Raw genomic sequence first — 20,466 nt, forward strand, 5'->3', positions numbered from 1 at the left:
ACTGCGGGGCTTTTTTTATGTCACAACTGCTCTATCCGTTTTTTGGAGGCTCTATGCGCCTTAGTTTGCTTGCCCTCAGCGCCACTTTAATGATTCAGCCCGCCTACGCCGACAACATTAGCGATCTGCAAAAATACCTCGCGGACACGAAAACGCTTGCTGCCAGCTTTAATCAAGTGGTCCGCAATAAAAATGGCAAACAAGAACAATCCAGCGGCCAGTTTGCCCTGCAGCGCCCGGGTAAATTCAAGTGGAGTTACAGCAAGCCATACCAGCAGGACATTATCAGCAATGGTCAATCGGTGTGGCTATATGATGTCGATCTGGCGCAAGTCACCATCAAACCGATCGGCAAAGCACTGGATGCCAGCCCAGCGGCAATTCTCACCGGCAGCAATAATCTAGCCGCCAGCTATCAACTGCAAAATCTACCTAGCCGTGCCGGTGCCGAGTGGGTTGCGCTCACCCCCAAAAGCAAGGATGGCAGTTTTGCACAGATTCGGCTGGGCATGGTCAAGGGCCAACTTGAGCGGATGGAGCTGGATGATCACTTCAATCAAACCACCACTATCAGCTTGCAACAAATTCAGCGCAATGGCGGCCTCAATCCAGCGCAATTTACATTTACCCCCCCCGCGGGCACCGATATCATCCGTGAATAAGCGACAGTTCAATCGGATATGAGTGATTTATTTTCAGCGCCGCCCAGTGCGCCACTGGCCGAGCTATTACGCCCACAAAACATCAGCGAAGTGATCGGGCAAAGCCACCTGCTCGGGCCGGGCAAGCCTTTGCGACTCGCTTTTGAATCTGGCCGGCCGCATTCAATGATTCTGTGGGGGCCGCCCGGCGTAGGTAAAACCACGCTGGCGCGCTTAACCGCCACGGCCTTTGCCTGCGAATTTATTGCGCTAAGCGCGGTGTTTTCCGGGGTGAAGGACATCCGTGCTGCGATGGAACAAGCCGAGCTGAATTTGCAGCTGGGTAAGCCCACCATTTTGTTTGTTGACGAGATTCATCGCTTTAATAAATCGCAGCAAGATGCCTTGCTGCCTTATGCCGAATCCGGGCTGATTACGCTGATTGGCGCCACTACCGAAAATCCGTCTTTCGAGGTGAATTCCGCGCTGTTATCCCGCGCGCAGGTGTATGTGCTGCAAGCGCTTAGCCCGGCCGAACTGCGCCAGCTGATTGCTCGGGCGCACAGTGAAGCCCTGAGCGACTTGGATTTGGCCGAGGATGCCATCGAGCAGCTGATCACCTACGCCGATGGCGATGCGCGCCGCTTGTTGAATTTACTGCAGCAATGCCAGACCGCCGCCCAAGCGACGGGCTCCATAGCCGTCGATGGCGAGTTTATTCGCAACGCCCTCAGCAGCGCGATGCGCCGCTTTGATAAGGGCGGCGATCAGTTTTACGACCAGATTTCCGCCTTGCATAAATCAGTGCGCGGCTCGCATCCCGATGCGGCACTGTACTGGTTTTGCCGCATGCTCGATGGCGGCGTGGATGCGCGCTATCTGGCGCGGCGGATTGTGCGCATGGCGTGGGAAGACATTGGTCTGGCCGATCCGCGCGCCTTGCAAATTTCCAACGACGCCGCCACCACCTTTGAGCGCTTAGGTTCGCCCGAGGGCGAACTGGCGCTGGCGCAGGCGGTGTTGTATCTGGCAGCGGCGCCAAAGAGTAATGCCGGCTATCTGGCCTATAAACAGGCCATGGCCTTTGTGAAGCAGGATCGCAGCCGCGAGGTGCCGGTGCACCTACGTAATGCGCCCACCAAGCTGATGAAAGAGCTGGGCTATGGCCATGCCTATCGTTATGCCCACGATGAGCCGCATGCCTATGCCGCGGGTGAGCAATATTTCCCGGATGGCATTGTCGAGCCGGGTTGGTATCAACCGGTCGAGCGTGGACTGGAAAGCAAAATCGCCGAGAAGCTGGCATTTTTACGTGAGCTAGATCGCAAGGCCGGCCAGAAGTAGGGGTATATTGCGGCAGAGCTTGTGTAAAATAGGCTAGCAGACAATACCCTACACCTCTAGTGGATCGACATCCACAATCCAGCGCGCCCGCGCAGTTTTAATCGCCTCAACAAAAGGCATAGCCTGATGCAAAGCGCGCTGTAGCTGATTTTTATTTGCGGCGCTCAGCAACCACTGCGCGCGCTCCACGCCAGCCTTTTTCACCATGGTGGCCAGTACCGGCTGATTAAGAGTGAGGCCATCTAATTGCGGCGCCGACAAACCCGCAAAGCAGGCGCGAATTTGCTGCAAGAGCGCTAGTGCTTCTTCCGCTTGCGGGGCTTCGGCCCGAAACAGCACCCACGCCGCGGCCGGCGGTAAGGCTAACTCTTGCCGCTCGCGCCAGGTGCGCTCAGCAAAGGGCGCGTAATCCCGCCCGAGCAATTGGTGGTAAAACGGGTGATCGGCAAACGCGGTCTGGATCATCACCTCGCCCGGCGTTTCGCGCCGGCCAGCCCGTCCGGCCACTTGGGTGAGTAGCGCAAATAATCGCTCTTCCGCGCGAAAATCAACGCTATACAAGCCTGTATCGGCATTGAGCACCACCACCAGATTTAGCCGGGCAAAATCATGCCCTTTGGCCAACATTTGCGTGCCAATTAAAATATCGGCCTCGCCGGCATGCACTTGCGCCAACACCGCATCCAGCTCGCCTTTGCGGCGGGTACTATCGCGATCAATCCGCAAAATCCGTTTGCCTGGAAAATGCAACGCCAAGGCGTCTTCCAGCCGCTGCGTGCCCTGCCCGACTGGTTTGAGATCCTGATTGCCACAATCCGGGCAGCTGGCCTCAATCTGCGCTTCATGCCCGCAGTGATGGCAACGCAAGCGCCGATCACGCAAATGCAGCACCAAGCGCGCCGAACAATGCGGGCACGCCGCCATCCAGCCACATTCCCCGCACTGCAGCACCGGCGAATACCCACGCCGATTGATAAACACCAGCACTTGCTCATCGCGCGCCAGTGCCGCATGCATCGCGGCCAGCGCCATGCGATTTAGGCCATCGATCAAGCCGGCTTTTTTGACGGGCAACAGCGTAATTTTGGGCAAAACCGCGCCCGGCACGGCCCGCTCCGGCAGGGCCAGCGTGGTATAGCGCCCGGCGCGGGCATTGGCCCAGGTTTCGATGCTTGGGGTTGCGCTACCCAACACAATCGGCACCTGCGCCTGCCGCGCCCGAAACACCGCCACATCGCGCGCAGAATAGCGCAGACCCTCTTGCTGCTTGAATGACGGATCGTGCTCTTCATCGATCACAATCAGCCCAAGCTTGGGCATGGGGGTAAAGACCGCTAGGCGCGTACCCAGCACAATTTGCGCTTCACCCCGCAGGGCCGCCAGCCAGTTACATGCGCGCTCAGTGTCATTAAGCCCGCTATGCAGGCTGGCCATGTGCACGCCAGGAAAACGCGCCCGAAACCGCCCTTCTAGTTGTGGGGTTAGGTTGATTTCCGGAATCAGCACCAGCGCCTGTTCGCCGCGGGCCAACACGGCGGCAATGGTTTGCAGGTAGACCTCGGTTTTACCACTGCCGGTGATGCCATACAACAAAAAGGCGGCAAAGCCGCGCGCCGCGCTCAATGCCGTGACCGCGGCCTGCTGTCCGACATTCAGCGGCAAAGTGGGGCTCGCTGCGGCCAGCTGGGTAGATTCGGCGGCCATGGTAATCCAGCCTGCTTCGGCCCAGCGTTTGGCCCACACCACGCCCTGTGCGTGCACGCGCCGCAGAGCGGCGGCCGAATGCGGCTGCGCGAGGGCTTGGGCCACGCGGACTTGGGCGTGAGCCCGACTCGAAAGCTGCGCCAAGAGCCGTGGCAGATCGGCAGCAAAATACACCACCGCCGGTGCGGGAGGCTTAAACGCAGGCACCGCGCGAAACACGGTCGGCAACGCACTGGCAATGGCTGCGCCCAATGGATGATGGTAGTAATCAGCCACAAACTGACAGAGCGCCAAGGTGCTACTGGGCAAAGCCGGCAAATCATCGCGCACAGCCAGAATACTGCGTAGCTTTTGCCCATGCTGGCCGTCGTTGGCCACCAGCGCCACCACAATCCCCGATAGCTGCCGCGGGCCGAATGGCACAATCACCCGTTGCCCGACCAAGACCTGATGCTGTCCCAGGCTGTAATCAAAAACGCGGTTCAGTGGCACATCCAGCGCCACCTGGGCGAGTAGTTCAGTCATGCTGCCTTGGTTTGCGGTTTGGCACTGCAGCGCAGCAAAAGCATGCTTGGCGCGGCCTGCCCATTAGTAATATCCACGACAAAATCCGCCTAAAACGGTTATTCACATTTTCTGTGGATAATTTTGTGGACTAAGTGCTAAAAACTAGAAAAAACCCAATCGGGGCTTGATGATGTTTAGGTTGCACAAAAATTAAGCTAATACAAAATACATTTAAAATTCAACGACTTATATTTTGTCAATCTTTTGCAACTTTATTTTCCGCCCCTATTGACAAGGACAAAAACCATGCCAAAACAGTGTGCATAACTTGGCTGGCGTTCCCGCCCCATTACCTGAGAAAAACCAGCCAAGTCATTGATCTAACATCACATTACAAATCAATGATCATCTGTAAGCTTGTTAGTTTTTACCTGATAAACGATGGACGGCAGACACCAAAGCGGCTGCATGCTCAGGGTTGGTGTATTGCGATATACCATGCCCCAGATTGAAAACATGGCCGGTTTTAATCCCACTGCCATCATCGTAACAATCCAAAATGCGCTTAACCTCAGCCTCAATCGCCGCTGGCGGTGCAAACAGCGCCACCGGGTCAAAATTGCCCTGCAGTGCCACTTTATCGCCCACGCGGCGGCGCGCTTGACCGATGTCGGTGGTCCAATCCAAACCAATTGCATCGCAACCCGTTGCCGCGATGTCTTCCAGCCACTGGCCACCGCCTTTGGTAAACACAATGACTGGCACTTTGCGGCCTTCGTTTTCGCGTTTCAGGCCAGCCACGATGCGGGCCATGTATTGCAGCGAGAATTCCTGATATTTGCCAAATGGCAGCGAGCCGCCCCAGCTATCAAAAATCTGCACTGCTTGCGCGCCCGCTGCGATTTGCGCATTGAGGTAATCAATCACCGTGAGGGTATTTACCTCTAAGATACGGTGCAACAGGTCTGGACGCGCATACATCATGGTTTTGATGTTGCGGTAATCATCCGACGAACCGCCTTCGATCATGTAGCAAGCCAAGGTGTACGGGCTGCCGCTAAAACCAATCAGCGGTACGCGGTTATCCAAGCCCTTGCGAATTGAGCTTACCGCATCCATCACGTATTTCAGCTCAGTGCCCACATCCGGCACAAACAGCTTGGCCACGTCGTCGTCGGTGCGCACCGTGCGCTCAAATTTCGGGCCTTCGCCCTCGGCAAAATACAGACCCAAACCCATCGCATCAGGTACGGTCAAAATATCCGAGAACAAAATCGCCGCATCGAGCGGAAAGCGCTCCAGCGGCTGCAAAGTCACTTCAGTGGCCAAGTCTGTGTTTTTGCACAACTGCAAGAAAGAGCCTGCCTGTTTGCGCGTGGCGCAGTATTCCGGCAAATAGCGGCCGGCTTGGCGCATCATCCACACGGGGGTGTAGTCAACAGGCTCACGCAAAAGCGCGCGCAGGAAAGTATCATTTTTCAGCATAGTATTCTCGGTGGCCCGTGGTAACGGGCATTTATTTAATTAATACACTTGCTTATTCGAGTTGCGCTGACTCACAAGGGCTGCAGCGACCAGCACCCTTGGCCCAGACAATCCAGCGCCTGTTGGTGATATTCCACCAGCCCAGTACGATGGCCAACGCTAATCATCACCCCTGCCCGCATCGCTTCGCGTACCGCCTGATACAGCCGCGCTTCGCCATCGGCATCTAGCGCTGAAGTCGATTCATCGAGGAATAAATAATCTGGCTTGAGCAAAATCGCGCGCAATAGCGCAATTCTTTGCTGCTCACCCAGGCTTAACACATGCGACCAAGCATCGGTTTCATCCAGCCGCGGTAGCAAATGCGTTAAGCCAGCCAGCGCTAGCAATTGCCGGATCTGTTCTTCATCGTGCCCGACATCTTGCGGATAAAACAGCGCAGCCCGGAGGGTGCCTAATGGCATATAGGGTTTTTGCGACAGAAATAGGGCACGGGTATTGCTCGCCAGCCCAATACTACCTTGGGCATAGGGCCATATACCCGCAATAGCGCGCAAAAGCGTTGATTTGCCCGCGCCAGATTTACCGCGGATTAACAAGCTATCGCCCGGCTGCATAGTTAGCGCCAGATCATCGAGCAAGACTTCACCATCGGGCTTACTCACCCGCAGCTGCTCCAAACTTAAACCCGCAGCCTGCGCACTTGGCTGCAAACGTGGCAATTGATCGGCGGCGGCCATGCTGTACTCAAAGGTGGTTAAACGATCAATCACCGCTTTCCATTTGGCCAAGGTAGAAAAACTGCTGATGATGAACTCCAGCGAGTCATACACTTTGCCAAACGCTGAGTTAATCTGCATCAGCCCACCCAGCGGGATTTCCTTGGCAAAAAAGCGTGGCGCCGCCACGATCAGCGGGAAAATAATCGCCAGCTGCCCCCAGAAAGAGGTAAACCAGGTCAGGCGCTTATTCATGCGCATAAGCGACCAATAATTGCTCACCACCTGCACAAAACGCTGGCGCAAGCGCAGCTCTTCATCCTGCGCGCCGCGATACAAGGCCACAGATTCGGCATTTTCACGCACCCGGATCAGCCCAAAGCGAAAATCCGCTTCATAGCGCTGCTGCATAAAATTGAGCCCCACCAATGGGTAACCCAGCCACAACGTGATACCCGTACCCACTGCGGCATACACTAGCGCCACCCATACCATATAACCCGGGATGGTGAGCTGAGTGTTGCCCAGCATGAAGCTTAAGGGGCCAGAGAGCGTCCACAAGATGCCCACGAACGACACCAGCGTCACCACCGCACGCAATAAGCCCAAAGAGAGCGACAGCGAATAGGAAATAAACTGATCGACGTCTTCGGCAATCCGCTGATCCGGGTTGTCGGTGTTTTTGTCGGTCAGCTGCATGCGGTAAAAGGTGTTGTCACGCAACCAGCGCTGAGTGAAATAGGCGGTGGCCCATTTACGCCAGCGAATTTCCAGCATTTGCTGAAACCAGATCGCGTGCACGGCAATCACGATATAAGCCGCAGCCAGATAGCCAAATTTCCACAATGCTGCTTTAAACGCCGGCAGATTGTAGTCTTGCAGCGAGTTGTAAAACTCGTTGTTCCACTTATTAAACTGCACATTCATAAACACCACGCCCAGGGAGAGGCAGATGATCACCAGCAGCAGCCCCCAGGCATAGTATTTGTCTTCCGACACCCAATAGGGTTTGGCAATGCGCCAGAAATTACGGAACAAATGGCGCACGGTCGGCGCGCGTTCAACGTGGTCGGTCATGCGTAACTCCGGGTGGCGAGATTAGCGGCAGGGTTTTTGCGTCCAAGCCTTTTTATTGCCCCGGCGGCATTGCCAGTCTTGGGTCACACTATTAATCAGCCACACTCCGGCCTGCGGCTCGAAGTTAAGCACAAAGCGATAACGCTGAGTCGCCACGCTATCGTCCAGCAGGCCATCTTTGGTAAGGGTCAGATTCACCTGGTTAAACTCTTCCACGCTGGGGCTTTGCTGCTGGATATTCAAGCGCTGATATTCACCGATGCCATATTCATTGGCGACGCGATCGAGCAAATAGTCATACACTACCTGCACCGGCGCCTGGCCCTGTTTGCCTTTGGCAATGACCACGGCAGGGGTAGTGGCAGATTCAACCGCCATGGCAAGACTAGACACACATACACAAGCGGCCAACAGGGAAGCGCGTAATACGTTCATCATTACTCCTTGGTCAATGGCAAACACAGGCCGGACAGCGATACGCTGCCCGGCCTTGAGGGAAACACCAGCGGTCTACTTCGCCCAGCTGTCTTTCAGGGTTACGGTGCGATTAAATACCACTTTTTCACCCGGCTGATGATCATAGCGATCGGTCACAAAATAGCCCAAACGCTCGAACTGATAGCGGGTTTCCGGGGCCGCATCTCGCACACACTGCTCCACAAAAGCCGTAACCGTTTTCAATGATTCAGCATTAATAAACTGCTTGAAATCGACATACTGGCCGTCTTCACCGCGCACCGCATCCGGGCGTGGCTCGGTAAACAGGCGGTCATACAAGCGCACTTCAGCCTCGATGGCGTGCTCGGCCGAAATCCAGTGGATCACGCCTTTCACTTTGCGGCCTTCGGGGTTTTGGCCCAGTGTTTTGGGGTCGATCGAGCATTTGAGCTCAATTACTTCGCCGTTAGCGTCTTTCACTACTTCATCGCATTTGATCACGTAGGAGTAGCGCAGGCGCACTTCGCCGCCCAAGGTCAGGCGTTGCCAGCCTTTCGGGGGCTCTTCGGCAAAATCATCACGCTCGATCCACAGCGTCGGCGCAATCGGGATTTCGCGCTCGCCCATTGCTTCGTGATGCGGATGAAATGGCGCGCTGCGGCTACCGGTGACGCCCGGCTCGAAATTAGTCAGCGTTACTTTCAGCGGGTTCACCACCGCGATCACGCGCGGGCTTTCGCCCTCCAGCGTTTCGCGCACTGCGCCTTCCAAAATGGAAAAGTCGATGATGTTTTCACCCTTGCTAACGCCGATGCGCTGCGCGAACAGGCGAATACCCGCCGGGCTGTAGCCACGACGACGCATGCCACTGATGGTGGTCATGCGCGGGTCATCCCAGCCATTGACCAGCCCTTCGGTCACCAGCTGATTGAGTTTGCGTTTCGAGGTAATCGAATACAGCAATTCGAGGCGCGAAAACTCGATCTGTTGCGGGTGGCAGCCAATCGAAATATTGTCCAGCACCCAGTCATACAGCGGGCGATGGTCTTCAAATTCCAGCGTACACAGGCTGTGCGTAATGCCTTCCAGCGCATCGGAAATACAATGCGAATAGTCGTACATCGGGTAGATGCACCACTGATCGCCGGTTTTGATGTGCGTGGCACGTTTGATGCGGTAGAACACTGGGTCACGCAAATTCAGGTTCGGCGAGCCCATATCGATTTTCAGGCGCAGAGTTTTGCTGCCATCTTCGAATTCGCCGTTTTTCATGCGCTCAAAGAGATCGAGGTTTTCTGCAACCGAGCGGTCACGGTAAGGGCTGTTGCGACCTGGCTTTTGAAAATCGCCACGGTACTCGCGCATTTGCTCGGCATTGAGCTCGCACACATAAGCCTTGCCAGCTTTGATCAGCTCGATGGCAAAGGCATGCAATTGCGGGAAATAATCCGAGGTATGGCGCACATTGCCATGCCAGTCAAAACCCAGCCAGCGCACATCGGCTTCGATGGCTTTGGCGTATTCGTCGTTTTCTTTTTCCGGATTGGTGTCATCCATGCGCAGATTGCAGCGCCCCTGATAATCCTGCGCAATGCCAAAATTCAGGCAGATCGATTTGGCGTGACCAATGTGCAGATAGCCATTGGGCTCGGGCGGGAAACGGGTCTGGATGGCCTGATGCTTGCCACTGGCGAGATCACTATCAATGATTTGGCGAATGAAATTGCTCGGCGTCGCCGCTGCTTGTTCTTGGCTCATAGCACTCGGAAAGTCAAAAGTAGATTTAACCCGTGATTCTACCAAAGCCGCCGCTGCCCTGCCGAGCTGATCGCATCGGCGTGCACATTGGCGCGCGCGAAGCCGACGCTCCGGGCGGCTGTAGGCAAATCACACGGGCATAAAAATGGCGGGCTTGGCCCGCCACACAGATACCATACAGGGTATCAACCCCAAGCGCTTATCTAATAAGCGCCACAGGGCTATACCCAACAGATTTAGATTTCAGCTTGCGGATCTTCCGGCACTTCGGCCGGCAGCACTAAATTGAGCACCATGGCCAGAATACTCACCAAGCCCACACCGATCAGGCTGAAATTACCCACCTGCACCATCAAACCACCAATCCCGCAGGTCAGCACCACCGACACAATCACCAAATTACGTGGCGCCATCAGGTTTACTTTGGCATCGATCAGGGTTTTGAGGCCAATCGAAGCGATGGTCCCAAATAGCAGCACCATAATCCCGCCCATCACCGGCAGCGGAATCGAAGTCAGCACGGCATTAAATTTGCCAAAGAAGGCCAGAATCACCGCCAGCACCGCGGCATAGGTCATGATTACCGGATTGAAATTGCGGGTAATCATCAGCGCACCGGTCACTTCGGCATACGTGGTAATCGGTGGGCCGCCGATCAGGCCGGCAAAACACACCCCTGCGCCGTCGCCGCTGAGGGTACGATGCAAACCGGGTGATTGGGTGTAATCGGTGCCAGTGACTTTACCCAGCGCCATCACGCCGCCAATGTGCTCGATACACGGGGCAATTGCCACCGGCAGCATAAACAGCGCCGCGGCCCAATTCACCTCGGGCGAAACAAAATGCGGCATGGCAAACCATGGTGCATTGATGATCTGCTCGAAATTCACCACGCCCATGAAGCAAGCGGCGATATAACCCACTACCACACCCGACAGAATCGGCACCAGTCGCAGCATGCCACCAGCAAACACCGACACTACAATCGTCGTCGCCAGCGAAATCGCCGCCAACAGCAGTGAGGTTGCATACGGCACCAGCTGTTTACCGCCGCCCTGCCCCATCGCCATGCCCGAAGCGGCCACCGCCACGGACAAACCAATTACCATAATCACCGGGCCAATCACCACCGGCGGCAGCAATTTATGAATAAAGCCCATGCCGCGCCAGCGAATCAGCCCCGCCACCACGAAATACATAAAGCCAGCGAAAAACAGCCCGAACTGCGTCGCGCCTTGCCCCCAGGTTTGCATCGAAAAGATGATGGGGCCAATAAAGGCGAAGGAAGAACCCAAGAAAATCGGCACTTCCCGGCGGGTAAGAAATTGGAACATCAAAGTGCCAACACCGGCCCCCAGCAGGGCCATGGCAGGATTGAGGCCGGTGAGCAATGGCACCAGCACCAGCGCGCCGAAGGCCACAAACAGAATTTGCGCGCCGGAGATAAATTGTTTGAGTTGGGCGAACATGCTCAATCCTTGTTGATGGTGCCGAAGATTTTATCGCCGGCATCACCCAGCCCCGGAATAATGTAGCCTTGCTCATTCAGATGCGAATCCAGCGAGGCCGCCACAATCTGCACATCGGGGTGAGCTTCATTCACCAGCTTCACGCCTTCCGGTGCCGCCACCATCACTACCGCAATAATCTCCTTGCAGCCTTTGCGCTTAAGCATATCGATAGTCGCCACCAGCGAGCCACCTGTGGCCAGCATTGGATCGATAATCAGCGCCAAGCGATCGTCGAGGCTACCGACAAATTTTTCGAAATACGGCACGGGTTGCAGGGTTTCTTCATCACGCGCCAGACCCACCACGCTGATCTTGGCCGAAGGCACCAGATCGAGCACCCCATTGAGCATGCCCAGACCGGCCCGCAAAATCGGCACCACGGTCAGTTTTTTGCCCTTGATTTTTTTCACCTGCACGTCGCCACACCAGCCTTGAATCGTGACGTCTTCCAGCGCGAGCTCACGCGTGGCTTCATAGGCCAGCAAACGGGCCAGCTCTTCGGTCAGCAGCCGGAATTTATTGGTCGAGACATCGGCTTCCCGCAACAGGGCCAGCTTGTGCTGCACCAGCGGGTGTTTCACTACGGTGATTTGCATGATTTTTATCCTTGTTTTGATGCCGCCATTGTAAGGATTTACGGCCGGAATACTATTGAGGAAATTCCTGTCATTGCAGGGGATTTGCGCCACATCAAGCCCGCCTGCGCCACCCTGCCAACTCAGCGCGCCAACCCCCAGCTCATCTTAGCAGGCGGCTTTGGCTCTGCCTGCGCTGGCGGCCAATACCCAATAAAAACCTCCGCAAGTGGAGGTTTTTTATTGATGACCAGCCCCGCTCGCGCAGTGAGGCTCCCCGCAAGGAGGGGGCGGGAGTAGAACATCAAGGCTGCAGAGGCACAGCGATATTTCCTCGGCTCGGCTTGGCCGAGACTTGAAGAAGAATGTGCTTCCACTTTGGCTGCAGCCTGAAACCTCCGCCAGCGGAGGTTTGAAAGGCGATGAGATTAACCGTTGTGATCCAGTCGCTCGGCCAGCGGAGTTTGGCTCGCCAAGACTTTATCCACCCGATGCCCATCCATATCGACCACTTCGAGCGACCAATCGGCCCACTGCGCAATATCGCCGGTACGCGGCAAACGGCCCAAGAGCAGCATTAACATCCCGCTCAGGGTGTGGTAGCTGTTTTTGTCTTCATCCGGCACGCTGGCCAGTTGCAGGCGATCTTTCAATTCGGGCAGCGGGATCAGGCCATCGAGCAGCCATGAGCCATCGGCGCGCTGTACTGCCCACGCGTCTTCCAGATTGGCTGGGGTAAATTCGCCAGTCAGGACTTCCAGTACGTCCTGCAAGGTCACCAGCCCTTGCAATTCGCCATATTCATCCACCAGAAATACCATTTCCACGCCCGAGGAGCGCATTTGCGCCAAGAGTTCCAGGCCCGTTAGCGTTTCCGGCACGAACACGCAGGGTTTGAGCTGCGCCGATAGATCTACCGCTTCGCCATGCAGTACTTTTTTCAGGATTTCGCGGGTAGAGAGCACCCCCAGCAATTGCTCTAGCCCACCGCGGCACACCGGAAAGCGCGAGTAATCGGCTTGCGCTACTTTGGCGAGGTTGTCTTCAAGCGGGTCAGCCAGATCCAGAAACACCATATCGCCGCGCGGGATCATCAGCGACGTCACCATCCGATCATCCAGCCGCAATACATTGCGCACCATTTCATGCTCATGCGCTTCAATCACACCGGCTTGCGAGCCCTCGACCAGCACTGCATCGATTTCATCTTGGGTCACCGCTTGCCCGCCCTGCTGATCAGCCCCGAGGATTTTCAACACACTGGTAGTAGAGAAAGACAGCAGCCGTACAAACGGCCGGGTAATCAGGGCCAAACCGCGCAGTGGGCGCGACACCAAGCAGGCGATGGCTTCGGGGTTGAGCTGGCCCAAGCGCTTGGGCACCAGTTCGCCCAAGATAATCGAGAAATACGTCACCGAGACCACCACGCAGATGGTGGCGCTGTTGTCGGCCAAATGCTCCGGCACGCCAAAGGTCATCAGCCAATCGGCAAACGGTGCCGCCAGGACCGATTCACCGACAATACCACTCAGGACGCCAATCGAAGTAATGCCGATCTGCACGGTGGACATGAATTTGGTGGGGTCTGCGCCCAACTCGAGCGCGACTGCTGCGCCGCGATTGCCCCCTTCTGCCATTTTGCTCAACCGCGCCTTGCGCGCGGTGACCAGCGCGATTTCGGACATCGCAAACAGGCCATTCAGGACAATCAGGCCCAGCAGAATAAAGATTTCCATACTGATTTTCAGAAAACAAATATGATTCAGCAGAACCATACAAGTTCCCATAGAAAAGTCAACATCAATGACCTAAAAGCTCATCACACATTTGCTATGGAAATAGTAGATTACTCTCATATACCACCAATCCGCCGAAACATAAAATTCACCAATTTGCAACCAGAAGATTAGTTAACGAAAATTAAGATTGCAGCTCCTCTATCACTCGGAGCAAAAAATGAAGGCCATCCAAACTTCAACCGTAATGACAGCCGCAGCGCTCACATCAATCCTTGCGGCATGCGGTGGATCATCATCACCAAGTACTCCTTTAGCGACACCAGTTGCAAGCACTAAAGGCACAGTAGTGGGCAGCTACTTCAAAAACGTCATCGTATGCGAAGATGTGAATTCAAATTTAATTTGCGACGCGAACGAACCCAAGTCAAAAACTAATGAAAAAGGCGAATTTACTCTACCAAAAACACGGTCACAACTAGTTGCAGAAATTGGCCCAGAAAGCAGCCGAATCAACCCAGAAACAGGTGAGGAGGCAAAAATTCAAAGTAAAATTATTCTAAGAACGCCGCCTGACGCCCCCGAAGTCATTAGCACCTTTTCTACGCTAATTGCTTCAACAATGGAAAACAATAGCATCCCCTTCAAAGAAGCAAAGAGCAAGATCGCTAAAGAACTGAGCATCAGCGAATCCTCTTTACTAATAGACTACAACAAACTAACCGACCCGACGGAAAAAAACAAAATAAAATCACTCGGAAACCAGATAATTGAGAAAATACAACTAGCTCTATCCGAAAGCAAATCCAGTGAAGATTTCAAATTAGCATTAAAAAAAGCCACATCAGACGAAAATCTGTCAAAATTTAAATCTGCAGAGCCACAATTAATATTAGCTGCGCCTACCGCGATAGAAACTTGTGTTGCAGAACTACCGCGCTACAATAAGCAATTTTCTGACTCAGCAAAGATAAAGAAAGTTATTTTTATTGAAAGAACAATGGCCTTACTACCAAATAACTCTTGGGGTTTACCACGCTCAGAACAAAGAACTATCGAGTACGCTGTAAGTACAGCAGATACAACTGCAGAATATGCCGGCTATAAAAACCTGACTCGTTCAAAAACAAAATCACTTTTCAATCCAAACATCACCACCATTTCATATGAAGGATGGCTAGGAGATGGTATTGGCTGGAGAGAGGTCGGCGAAGAGCAAGTTGATGAAACAGGAAAGAGAATTAATTATTATGAGCAGTTTGATTTTACGAAAAATAGCGGTTCTCTTAGCATAGGCGACGTACAATCACAAAGCTCAAAATTCAGAGCCGACTTTGTGCTTGAGGGGAGTGGAGTACCTGCACAACAAAAGACTTATTACAAAGGGACATACACGCTCAACCTGCCCACCTTTGGAGATATTAAAGCATGTGGGGCAGAAATCACATCGAACATAGGTCCCTACACAGATAAAAGCACTGCAAAAACAATGCGGATTGAGCATAGGATTTTAGAACTTTACAACCCATGGGTAATTAACTACTCAACCAGTGAAACCCGCTGGTACGAAATCGGTAATAATACGCCGGTCAAAGGTGAGCGAATCATTCGAGAGTTGGTTGGCTATGAAATGACGGACGGCACCAAAGTACTTCCATAGAACAACACAGCAAGAACGGTGCTGAATTTTAATTATTGATCCACGAGTACTTGATTGCATTGGAGATCTCTAGACCTCCAATGCATTTCAAGGCGCCTAGATCTCACCCCATTTGCGCAACAGATTGTGATACACGCCCGTAAGGCCGATGGCGGTGGCGTTATCCCCCTGCTCCAGCCGTAATTGCCGGATGTGGGTATCGAGCTCAAACAGCAAGCCGCGCTCGCCCTGATCGCGGATCATGCTTTGCATCCACATAAATGAGGCCACCCGCTGGCCGCGCGTAATCGGCTCCACCCGGTGCAAGCTGCTGGATGGATACAACACCATATCGCCGGCGGCCAGTTTCACTTCGTGCAGACCATAGGTGTCTTCAATCACCAGCTCGCCGCCATCGTATTCTTCCGGCTCGCTAAAAAACAGCGTGGCCGATAAATCCGAGCGCACCCATTCACCGGTGAGCGTCATACGGCGCATGGCGTTATCCACGTGCATGCCAAAACTCATGCCCTCGCCATAGCGGTTAAACAGCGGTGGGAAAATCCGCTTGGGCAAGGCGGCCGAGAAAAAGAGCTCGTTTTTTTCCAGCGCCGCCAGAATAATCGCCCGCACGGCCTCGGCGGCCGGCTCGTCATTAGGCAATTGTTCATTGTTTTTTACCTTGGCCGACTGGCTACCGGCCGTGATGCGGCCATCCAGCCAGGCGGCGTTGTCCAGCAACTGGCGACAATGGCGCACCTGCTCGGCGGTAAGGACTTGCGGAATATGCAGCAACATGATGTTTCTCCAATTTTTAAACTGTTTTTCTCAAGGCCCGCACACGGCAAACATTCAGAAAAACAGACCGGGAATGCACGCATTCCCGGCTGTGATTCAAACATACCTAGGCATGTATACCTAGGTAACGCTTGATTTATATAGGCTTAGAACTTATACCCAACAGTCACACGCGCTGAGCGACCGGTACCTGGTACGGCAAAGCCTTGATATAGACCTTCATAGTGGTCGGTATCAAACAGGTTGTACACGTTCAGCTGCACGCTCAGATCACGGTTAGACCATTCAGCCATCGCATCCCAACGTACGTAGCTTGGCAGGTAAACGGTGTTATCCAGATTGGCATAGCGTTTGCCCATGGCATTAAAACCGCCACCCAGTTTCCAGTTGCCATCGATTTGATAAGTCGTCCAAACATTACCGGTATAACGTGGCGCATTATCCGGCAAATTGCCTTCACGTGACTTCGGCGACGCACCGGCCACTTTATCAATCACTGGATCCATCAGTGCCACACCGGCAAAGACTTGCCATTTATCCGTCAGGCGACCCGCAGCTTCGAGCTCAACCCCGTCGGTATGGCGTTTGCCAGACAGCAGGAAAGGCTTGGCCACGCCCACTTCGATGTCGGTTTGCCGTTCGTTGGTTTTCACCGTGCGGAACAGCGCAGCGCGCAGAGCCAAATCGCCATCAAACAGATTCCATTTCCCGCCCAACTCGTAGTTGGCGTTCTTTTCTGGATCAGTTTTCTCGCCGCGTGGATCGGTCGAGTAGGCTTCAGCCGATGGGTTGAACGAAGTGCCATAAGACAGGTAGTACGATTGTTGCTGATCTGGCTGGTAGATCAGGCCTGTACGCCAGCTCCATACATTGTCGGTACGGCCCAGACGGCTGGTTTGCACGCCGTTCGCATCGCGATTTTCGGTATGGGCTTTGAAATTGTCAAAACGTGCACCCAGCAGGATCTTCCATTTGGTATCCAGATCAATCATGTCCTGGAAATAGAAGGCCACGGTGTCGGCGGTGGATTCAGCTTCACCGGTTTTCACTGGCGCAGCGCAATTGGGTACGCCACCGGTCACCGGGTTACCCACCGTGGTGCTTGGCAGGGTGCAGTTGGAGGTAGAGCCATTCATAAGTTGGGCACGACCTGTGCTCAGCAGAGTTTCGCGGGTGAACTCAACACCGGCCAGTACATTGTGGCGAATGGTGCCGGTTTCAAAATCCCACAGCAGATCCGTTACGTTGGAGAGGATTTCCTGCTCACGCTGACGCAGCTTGCGACCACGAGTGATTTTGGTGCTATCGCTGAGGGCTTCATTAGGAGTTGCAAACGAGAGGCCTGGCGCGCTCGCCCGCAGATCGAGATCATACTGGCCGTAGCGTGTGCTGTTTTTCAGCACCATATTCGGTGCCAGCTGATGCTGCACAATCGAGCTCAGCACATCGGTACGGGTTTTCTCGCTATCAAAATCTTTCAGACCATAGAAAGTATCAACGCGATCGATTGGCTTGTTCGTACCATGCAATGACTCACTTGGCACGGCCTGCTGTACTGGCTTGCCATTCTTATCGAGTACGGTGCGAACGCCCGGTCCTTGTCGATAGTACGGCACGCCGTAGTCTGGCACGTTGTCTTCTTGATAGTGCAGGTAAGAGAGCGTGATTTCGGTTGGCTCACCGATGCCAATTTTCACCGAAGGCGCGAAACCCCAGCGATTCATCTCGGCGCCTTCGCGGAAGCTACCCGCTTTCTGGCCCATGACCGTCAGACGCGCGGCAGAGCTTTCACCGATAGCGCGGTTAAAGTCGCCTTCGGCACGATAGAAGCTATCAGTACCAATGGTCGTGCTCAGCTGATTCAGATCGCCACGGAATGGCGCTTTGCTGACTTGATTAACAATCCCGCCGGTTGAGCCACGGCCATACAGCATTGAAGCGGGGCCACGCAGTACTTCCAACGTATCGGTGTTAAAAGTATCGCGGTTGTATTGCGCTGAATCGCGGAAGTTATCCAGATACAGATCATTGGAAGCACCAAAGCCGCGGATACGGATACCATCGCCGCTGGCGCCGCCTTCGGCCGCATTAAAAGTCACACCCACGGCATTGCGCAGCGCTTCTTTCAGGGTGTTGGCATCCTGATCGTGCATCACCTGATTCGTTACACTGGTCACCGACTGCGGTACATCGCGGGCTTCTTGCTTGGTGCGGCCCACGCTTACGGTTGGCGCCACATAGGTATCGGCAGTGCCATTTTGGCTGGCTTGGGTGGCTTTAACTTCAACCGTTTTCAGCTCAACCTCAGCAGCATGTGCAGTACCGGCAACAACGCCAAACAGGGCCGCAGCGGCCGGATATTTGGCCAGATGGCGGATACCCGCCGGTTTTTTCTTCGTGTCTTTCATGGTCATTTTGAGTTGTAGTTAGAGTGAATAAAACGGAAGCAGAGAGCACTTCCGGGTGATGGAAAAAACTGCAGCGCTAGAAACGACAATGGCGGGATGAACCCGCCATGTCAGTGGTCTATCGCTGAGATTTACGGCGTAGCCGCCCCCTACTCGCCCGGCCGATCGACCGGGATAGCAAAGTCAAACTCAGCGCATAGCCAGCCCCGACAGGCAGATTCACCGCGGTTCAAGCGCTTTGAACAGGAGCGCATGGCTATTTACCGCTGGCGGCCGTAGGCTCACCACTGGTCATCAGGCCGATGCGGGTCAGACCGGCGCGTTGCGCGGCGGCCATGGTTTGGGCAATCCGCTCGTATTGCACCGTTTTGTCGGCATATAAATGCACTTCGGTCAGCGGGTCGGCGGCAAAGGCAGCCGCAAAACGTGCATCGAGGCTGGCCGGATCCACCAACTGCTGTTCATCCAGCAGGCCGCCATTCGCCTGCAGCGTCAGCCGGATCGGTTGCTTGTTTTGCTCAACCACCGCTGCAGTGGCTTTGGGCAATTCCACCCGCACTGCATGCGTCATGACGGGCGCCGTAACAATAAACACCACCAACAGCACCAGCATCACATCCACCAGCGGCGTGGTATTGATTTCGGCCATCGGCGCGGCGTCTTGCTGATTAAAACTACCGAACGCCATGACCACCCTCCGTCAGCAACTGGGCATGCAGATCATGGGTAAAGCCATCCAGCTCTTGGCCAAAGCGGCGGTTGCTGCGCACGAAAGCGTTGTAGGCAATCACCGCCGGAATCGCGACAGCCAGACCGGCTGCCGTGGCCACCAGAGCTTCACCGATTGGCGCTGCCACCGTCGACAATGACGCATTGCCCGCGGTGGCGATACCCACTAAGGCGTGATAAATGCCCCACACCGTGCCAAACAAGCCAATAAACGGCGCCACCGAGCCGGTCGTTGCCAGCCAAGTCAGGCCGCGCTCCAGCGTGGCGGTTTCCTGCCCCAGTCGGGTGCGCAGTTTGCGCACCAGATAATCATCCAGCGACACCGCCTTGCCCAGGCCACCTTCCTGATGGGCACGATAGTGGCGCAGGCCATCGGCGCCGGCCCAAGCCAGTTTGGCCGCTGGCGCTGGATGTTTGCTGGCCAGATTTAAAGCTTCCTGCCAGTCTTTGGCTTCCCAGAAAGACTGCATAAATTGCGTTTGGTGGCGCTTAATTACCCACAGCTGCCGCGCGCGGGCCACGATCACCACCCAGCTCACAACCGACATCAAAATCAGTAGACCAAACACCGACTGCAAAATCGGGTCGCCTGAGTGCAATACCAGCGATAAATCCATTGCTTCAATCCTTACGACTTCTCAAGTGAAAAATTCATCGGCACGATCACGGTGCCTACCACCGCTTCATCGCCCCGTTTGGCCGGCACAAACCGCCATTTTTTGACCGTAGCTTCGGCCACCGCATCCAGACGCTGGAAACCACTGCTCTTATCGACTTCCACTTTGCTAGGCAGCCCGTCTGGGTTAACTACCACTTTCAAGCGCACCAGGCCTTGCTCTCCCAGCGCCCGCGAGGCCGGCGGATATGGCGGCTTGGGGTTATTGAGGTAATTGGCGTGAAAACTTGGGGCGCTCAACACCGGCTCGGCATCGCGGGCTTTGCCTTCACGCCCCGCACTGGCTACCCCGGTATTGGCTTGCTCACTCGGCGCTGGCGCCGGCAGCTCTTTTAGCTCTTTCGTGCCCTCTTTCGCGGCGGCAACTTCAAGGGTGGCGGCTCGCTCAGGCGTGGCGGCCATGACTTGCTTCACTACCGGCTTGGTGGGCTTGGCGATTTTTTCCTGCACTTTTTGCCGCACCTGCTGGATTTTTTCTTTCAGCTTGGGCAAAGGTGCCGGGGGCTTAGGTTCGGTTGGTGCGGCTTCCTGCCCCATCGGCAGAGGCACCGCCTGCAAAAACACCGGCTGCGGCTCGGCCTGTGGGCGTTGCCAGTGGGCGGCGCCATACAACAAAACCCCGTGGGCCGCTAGTACGGCCAGCATTGTTTTTGAGTTATCGAGAATCATTCCCAAATATTACCGAGTTTGATTCTCATCTGCAACAGTTTTTGAGAATTAT

At 54.8% G+C, this 20,466-nt stretch carries 16 protein-coding genes; 3 read left to right on the forward strand and 13 right to left on the reverse strand.

All coding sequences use genetic code 11. The features are described from left to right. The first annotated feature begins 53 nt into the window (after window positions 1-53). Window positions 54-662 carry an outer membrane lipoprotein periplasmic chaperone LolA gene (gene lolA, locus G482_RS0116325; RefSeq protein WP_028450927.1) on the forward strand — a complete coding sequence of 203 codons (609 nt, stop codon included), beginning with the start codon at window positions 54-56 and terminating at the stop codon, window positions 660-662. Window positions 663-680: 18 nt separating this feature from the next. Beyond that, window positions 681-1,985, forward strand: coding sequence for a replication-associated recombination protein A (locus G482_RS0116330; protein WP_028450928.1), 1,305 nt, complete (start codon window positions 681-683; stop codon window positions 1,983-1,985). A 48-nt stretch (window positions 1,986-2,033) separates the two neighbouring features. Here the strand turns inward: G482_RS0116330 and G482_RS0116335 are convergent, their stop codons facing one another. The 8 genes from G482_RS0116335 to G482_RS0116375 all read right to left on the reverse strand — a co-directional run bounded on the left by G482_RS0116335 (window position 2,034) and on the right by G482_RS0116375 (window position 13,534). Beyond that, a complete protein-coding gene (locus G482_RS0116335) occupies window positions 2,034-4,214 on the reverse strand; it encodes a primosomal protein N' (protein ID WP_028450929.1) in 2,181 nt (726 codons plus the stop codon). Between the two features lie 402 nt (window positions 4,215-4,616). Beyond that, complete coding sequence (gene hemE, locus G482_RS0116345; protein WP_028450930.1) at window positions 4,617-5,681, reverse strand: uroporphyrinogen decarboxylase; 1,065 nt, start codon at window positions 5,679-5,681, stop codon at window positions 4,617-4,619. A gap of 71 nt (window positions 5,682-5,752) precedes the next feature. Beyond that, window positions 5,753-7,477, reverse strand: a complete 1,725-nt coding sequence (locus G482_RS0116350; protein ID WP_051259123.1) for an ABC transporter ATP-binding protein/permease — start codon at window positions 7,475-7,477, stop codon at window positions 5,753-5,755. Between the two features lie 21 nt (window positions 7,478-7,498). Further along, window positions 7,499-7,912 (reverse strand): hypothetical protein, encoded by a 414-nt coding sequence (locus tag G482_RS0116355; protein WP_156905431.1) that lies wholly within the window; start codon window positions 7,910-7,912, stop codon window positions 7,499-7,501. 75 nt (window positions 7,913-7,987) lie between these two features. After that, window positions 7,988-9,673 carry a glutamine--tRNA ligase/YqeY domain fusion protein gene (locus tag G482_RS0116360; protein WP_028450933.1) on the reverse strand — a complete coding sequence of 562 codons (1,686 nt, stop codon included), beginning with the start codon at window positions 9,671-9,673 and terminating at the stop codon, window positions 7,988-7,990. 236 nt (window positions 9,674-9,909) lie between these two features. After that, complete coding sequence (locus G482_RS0116365) at window positions 9,910-11,142, reverse strand: uracil-xanthine permease family protein (RefSeq protein WP_028450934.1); 1,233 nt, start codon at window positions 11,140-11,142, stop codon at window positions 9,910-9,912. 2 nt (window positions 11,143-11,144) lie between these two features. Then, entirely contained in the window at window positions 11,145-11,780 is a 636-nt protein-coding gene (gene upp, locus G482_RS0116370; RefSeq protein WP_028450935.1) for a uracil phosphoribosyltransferase, read from the reverse strand. 407 nt (window positions 11,781-12,187) lie between these two features. Beyond that, the gene (locus G482_RS0116375) at window positions 12,188-13,534 is read right to left on the reverse strand and encodes a hemolysin family protein (protein ID WP_245575303.1); all 1,347 of its coding nucleotides are present in this window, start codon (window positions 13,532-13,534) and stop codon (window positions 12,188-12,190) included. 181 nt (window positions 13,535-13,715) lie between these two features. Between G482_RS0116375 and G482_RS19220 the strand changes: the two genes are divergently transcribed. Next, the gene (locus G482_RS19220) at window positions 13,716-15,155 is read left to right on the forward strand and encodes a hypothetical protein (RefSeq protein WP_156905432.1); all 1,440 of its coding nucleotides are present in this window, start codon (window positions 13,716-13,718) and stop codon (window positions 15,153-15,155) included. Window positions 15,156-15,251: 96 nt separating this feature from the next. On the opposite strand, the gene G482_RS0116385 is transcribed toward G482_RS19220, so the two are convergent. From G482_RS0116385 to G482_RS0116405, 5 genes are all read right to left on the reverse strand, one after another. Further along, window positions 15,252-15,932 (reverse strand): Fe2+-dependent dioxygenase, encoded by a 681-nt coding sequence (locus tag G482_RS0116385; RefSeq protein WP_028450938.1) that lies wholly within the window; start codon window positions 15,930-15,932, stop codon window positions 15,252-15,254. 146 nt (window positions 15,933-16,078) lie between these two features. Beyond that, window positions 16,079-18,346 carry a TonB-dependent receptor gene (locus G482_RS0116390; RefSeq protein WP_084414777.1) on the reverse strand — a complete coding sequence of 756 codons (2,268 nt, stop codon included), beginning with the start codon at window positions 18,344-18,346 and terminating at the stop codon, window positions 16,079-16,081. Window positions 18,347-18,596: 250 nt separating this feature from the next. Continuing rightward, the gene (locus tag G482_RS0116395) at window positions 18,597-19,028 is read right to left on the reverse strand and encodes an ExbD/TolR family protein (RefSeq protein WP_028450940.1); all 432 of its coding nucleotides are present in this window, start codon (window positions 19,026-19,028) and stop codon (window positions 18,597-18,599) included. After that, on the reverse strand, window positions 19,015-19,686 hold the full coding sequence (locus G482_RS0116400) for a MotA/TolQ/ExbB proton channel family protein (protein ID WP_028450941.1): 672 nt from the start codon (window positions 19,684-19,686) through the stop codon (window positions 19,015-19,017). Before G482_RS0116400 ends, G482_RS0116395 begins: the two co-directional genes overlap by 14 nt. A gap of 11 nt (window positions 19,687-19,697) precedes the next feature. Beyond that, the gene (locus G482_RS0116405) at window positions 19,698-20,390 is read right to left on the reverse strand and encodes an energy transducer TonB (RefSeq protein ID WP_084414798.1); all 693 of its coding nucleotides are present in this window, start codon (window positions 20,388-20,390) and stop codon (window positions 19,698-19,700) included. Between the last annotated feature and the right edge of the window lie 76 nt (window positions 20,391-20,466).

The organism is Chitinibacter tainanensis DSM 15459, from assembly GCF_000429785.1.
Lineage (GTDB): Bacteria > Pseudomonadota > Gammaproteobacteria > Burkholderiales > Chitinibacteraceae > Chitinibacter > Chitinibacter tainanensis.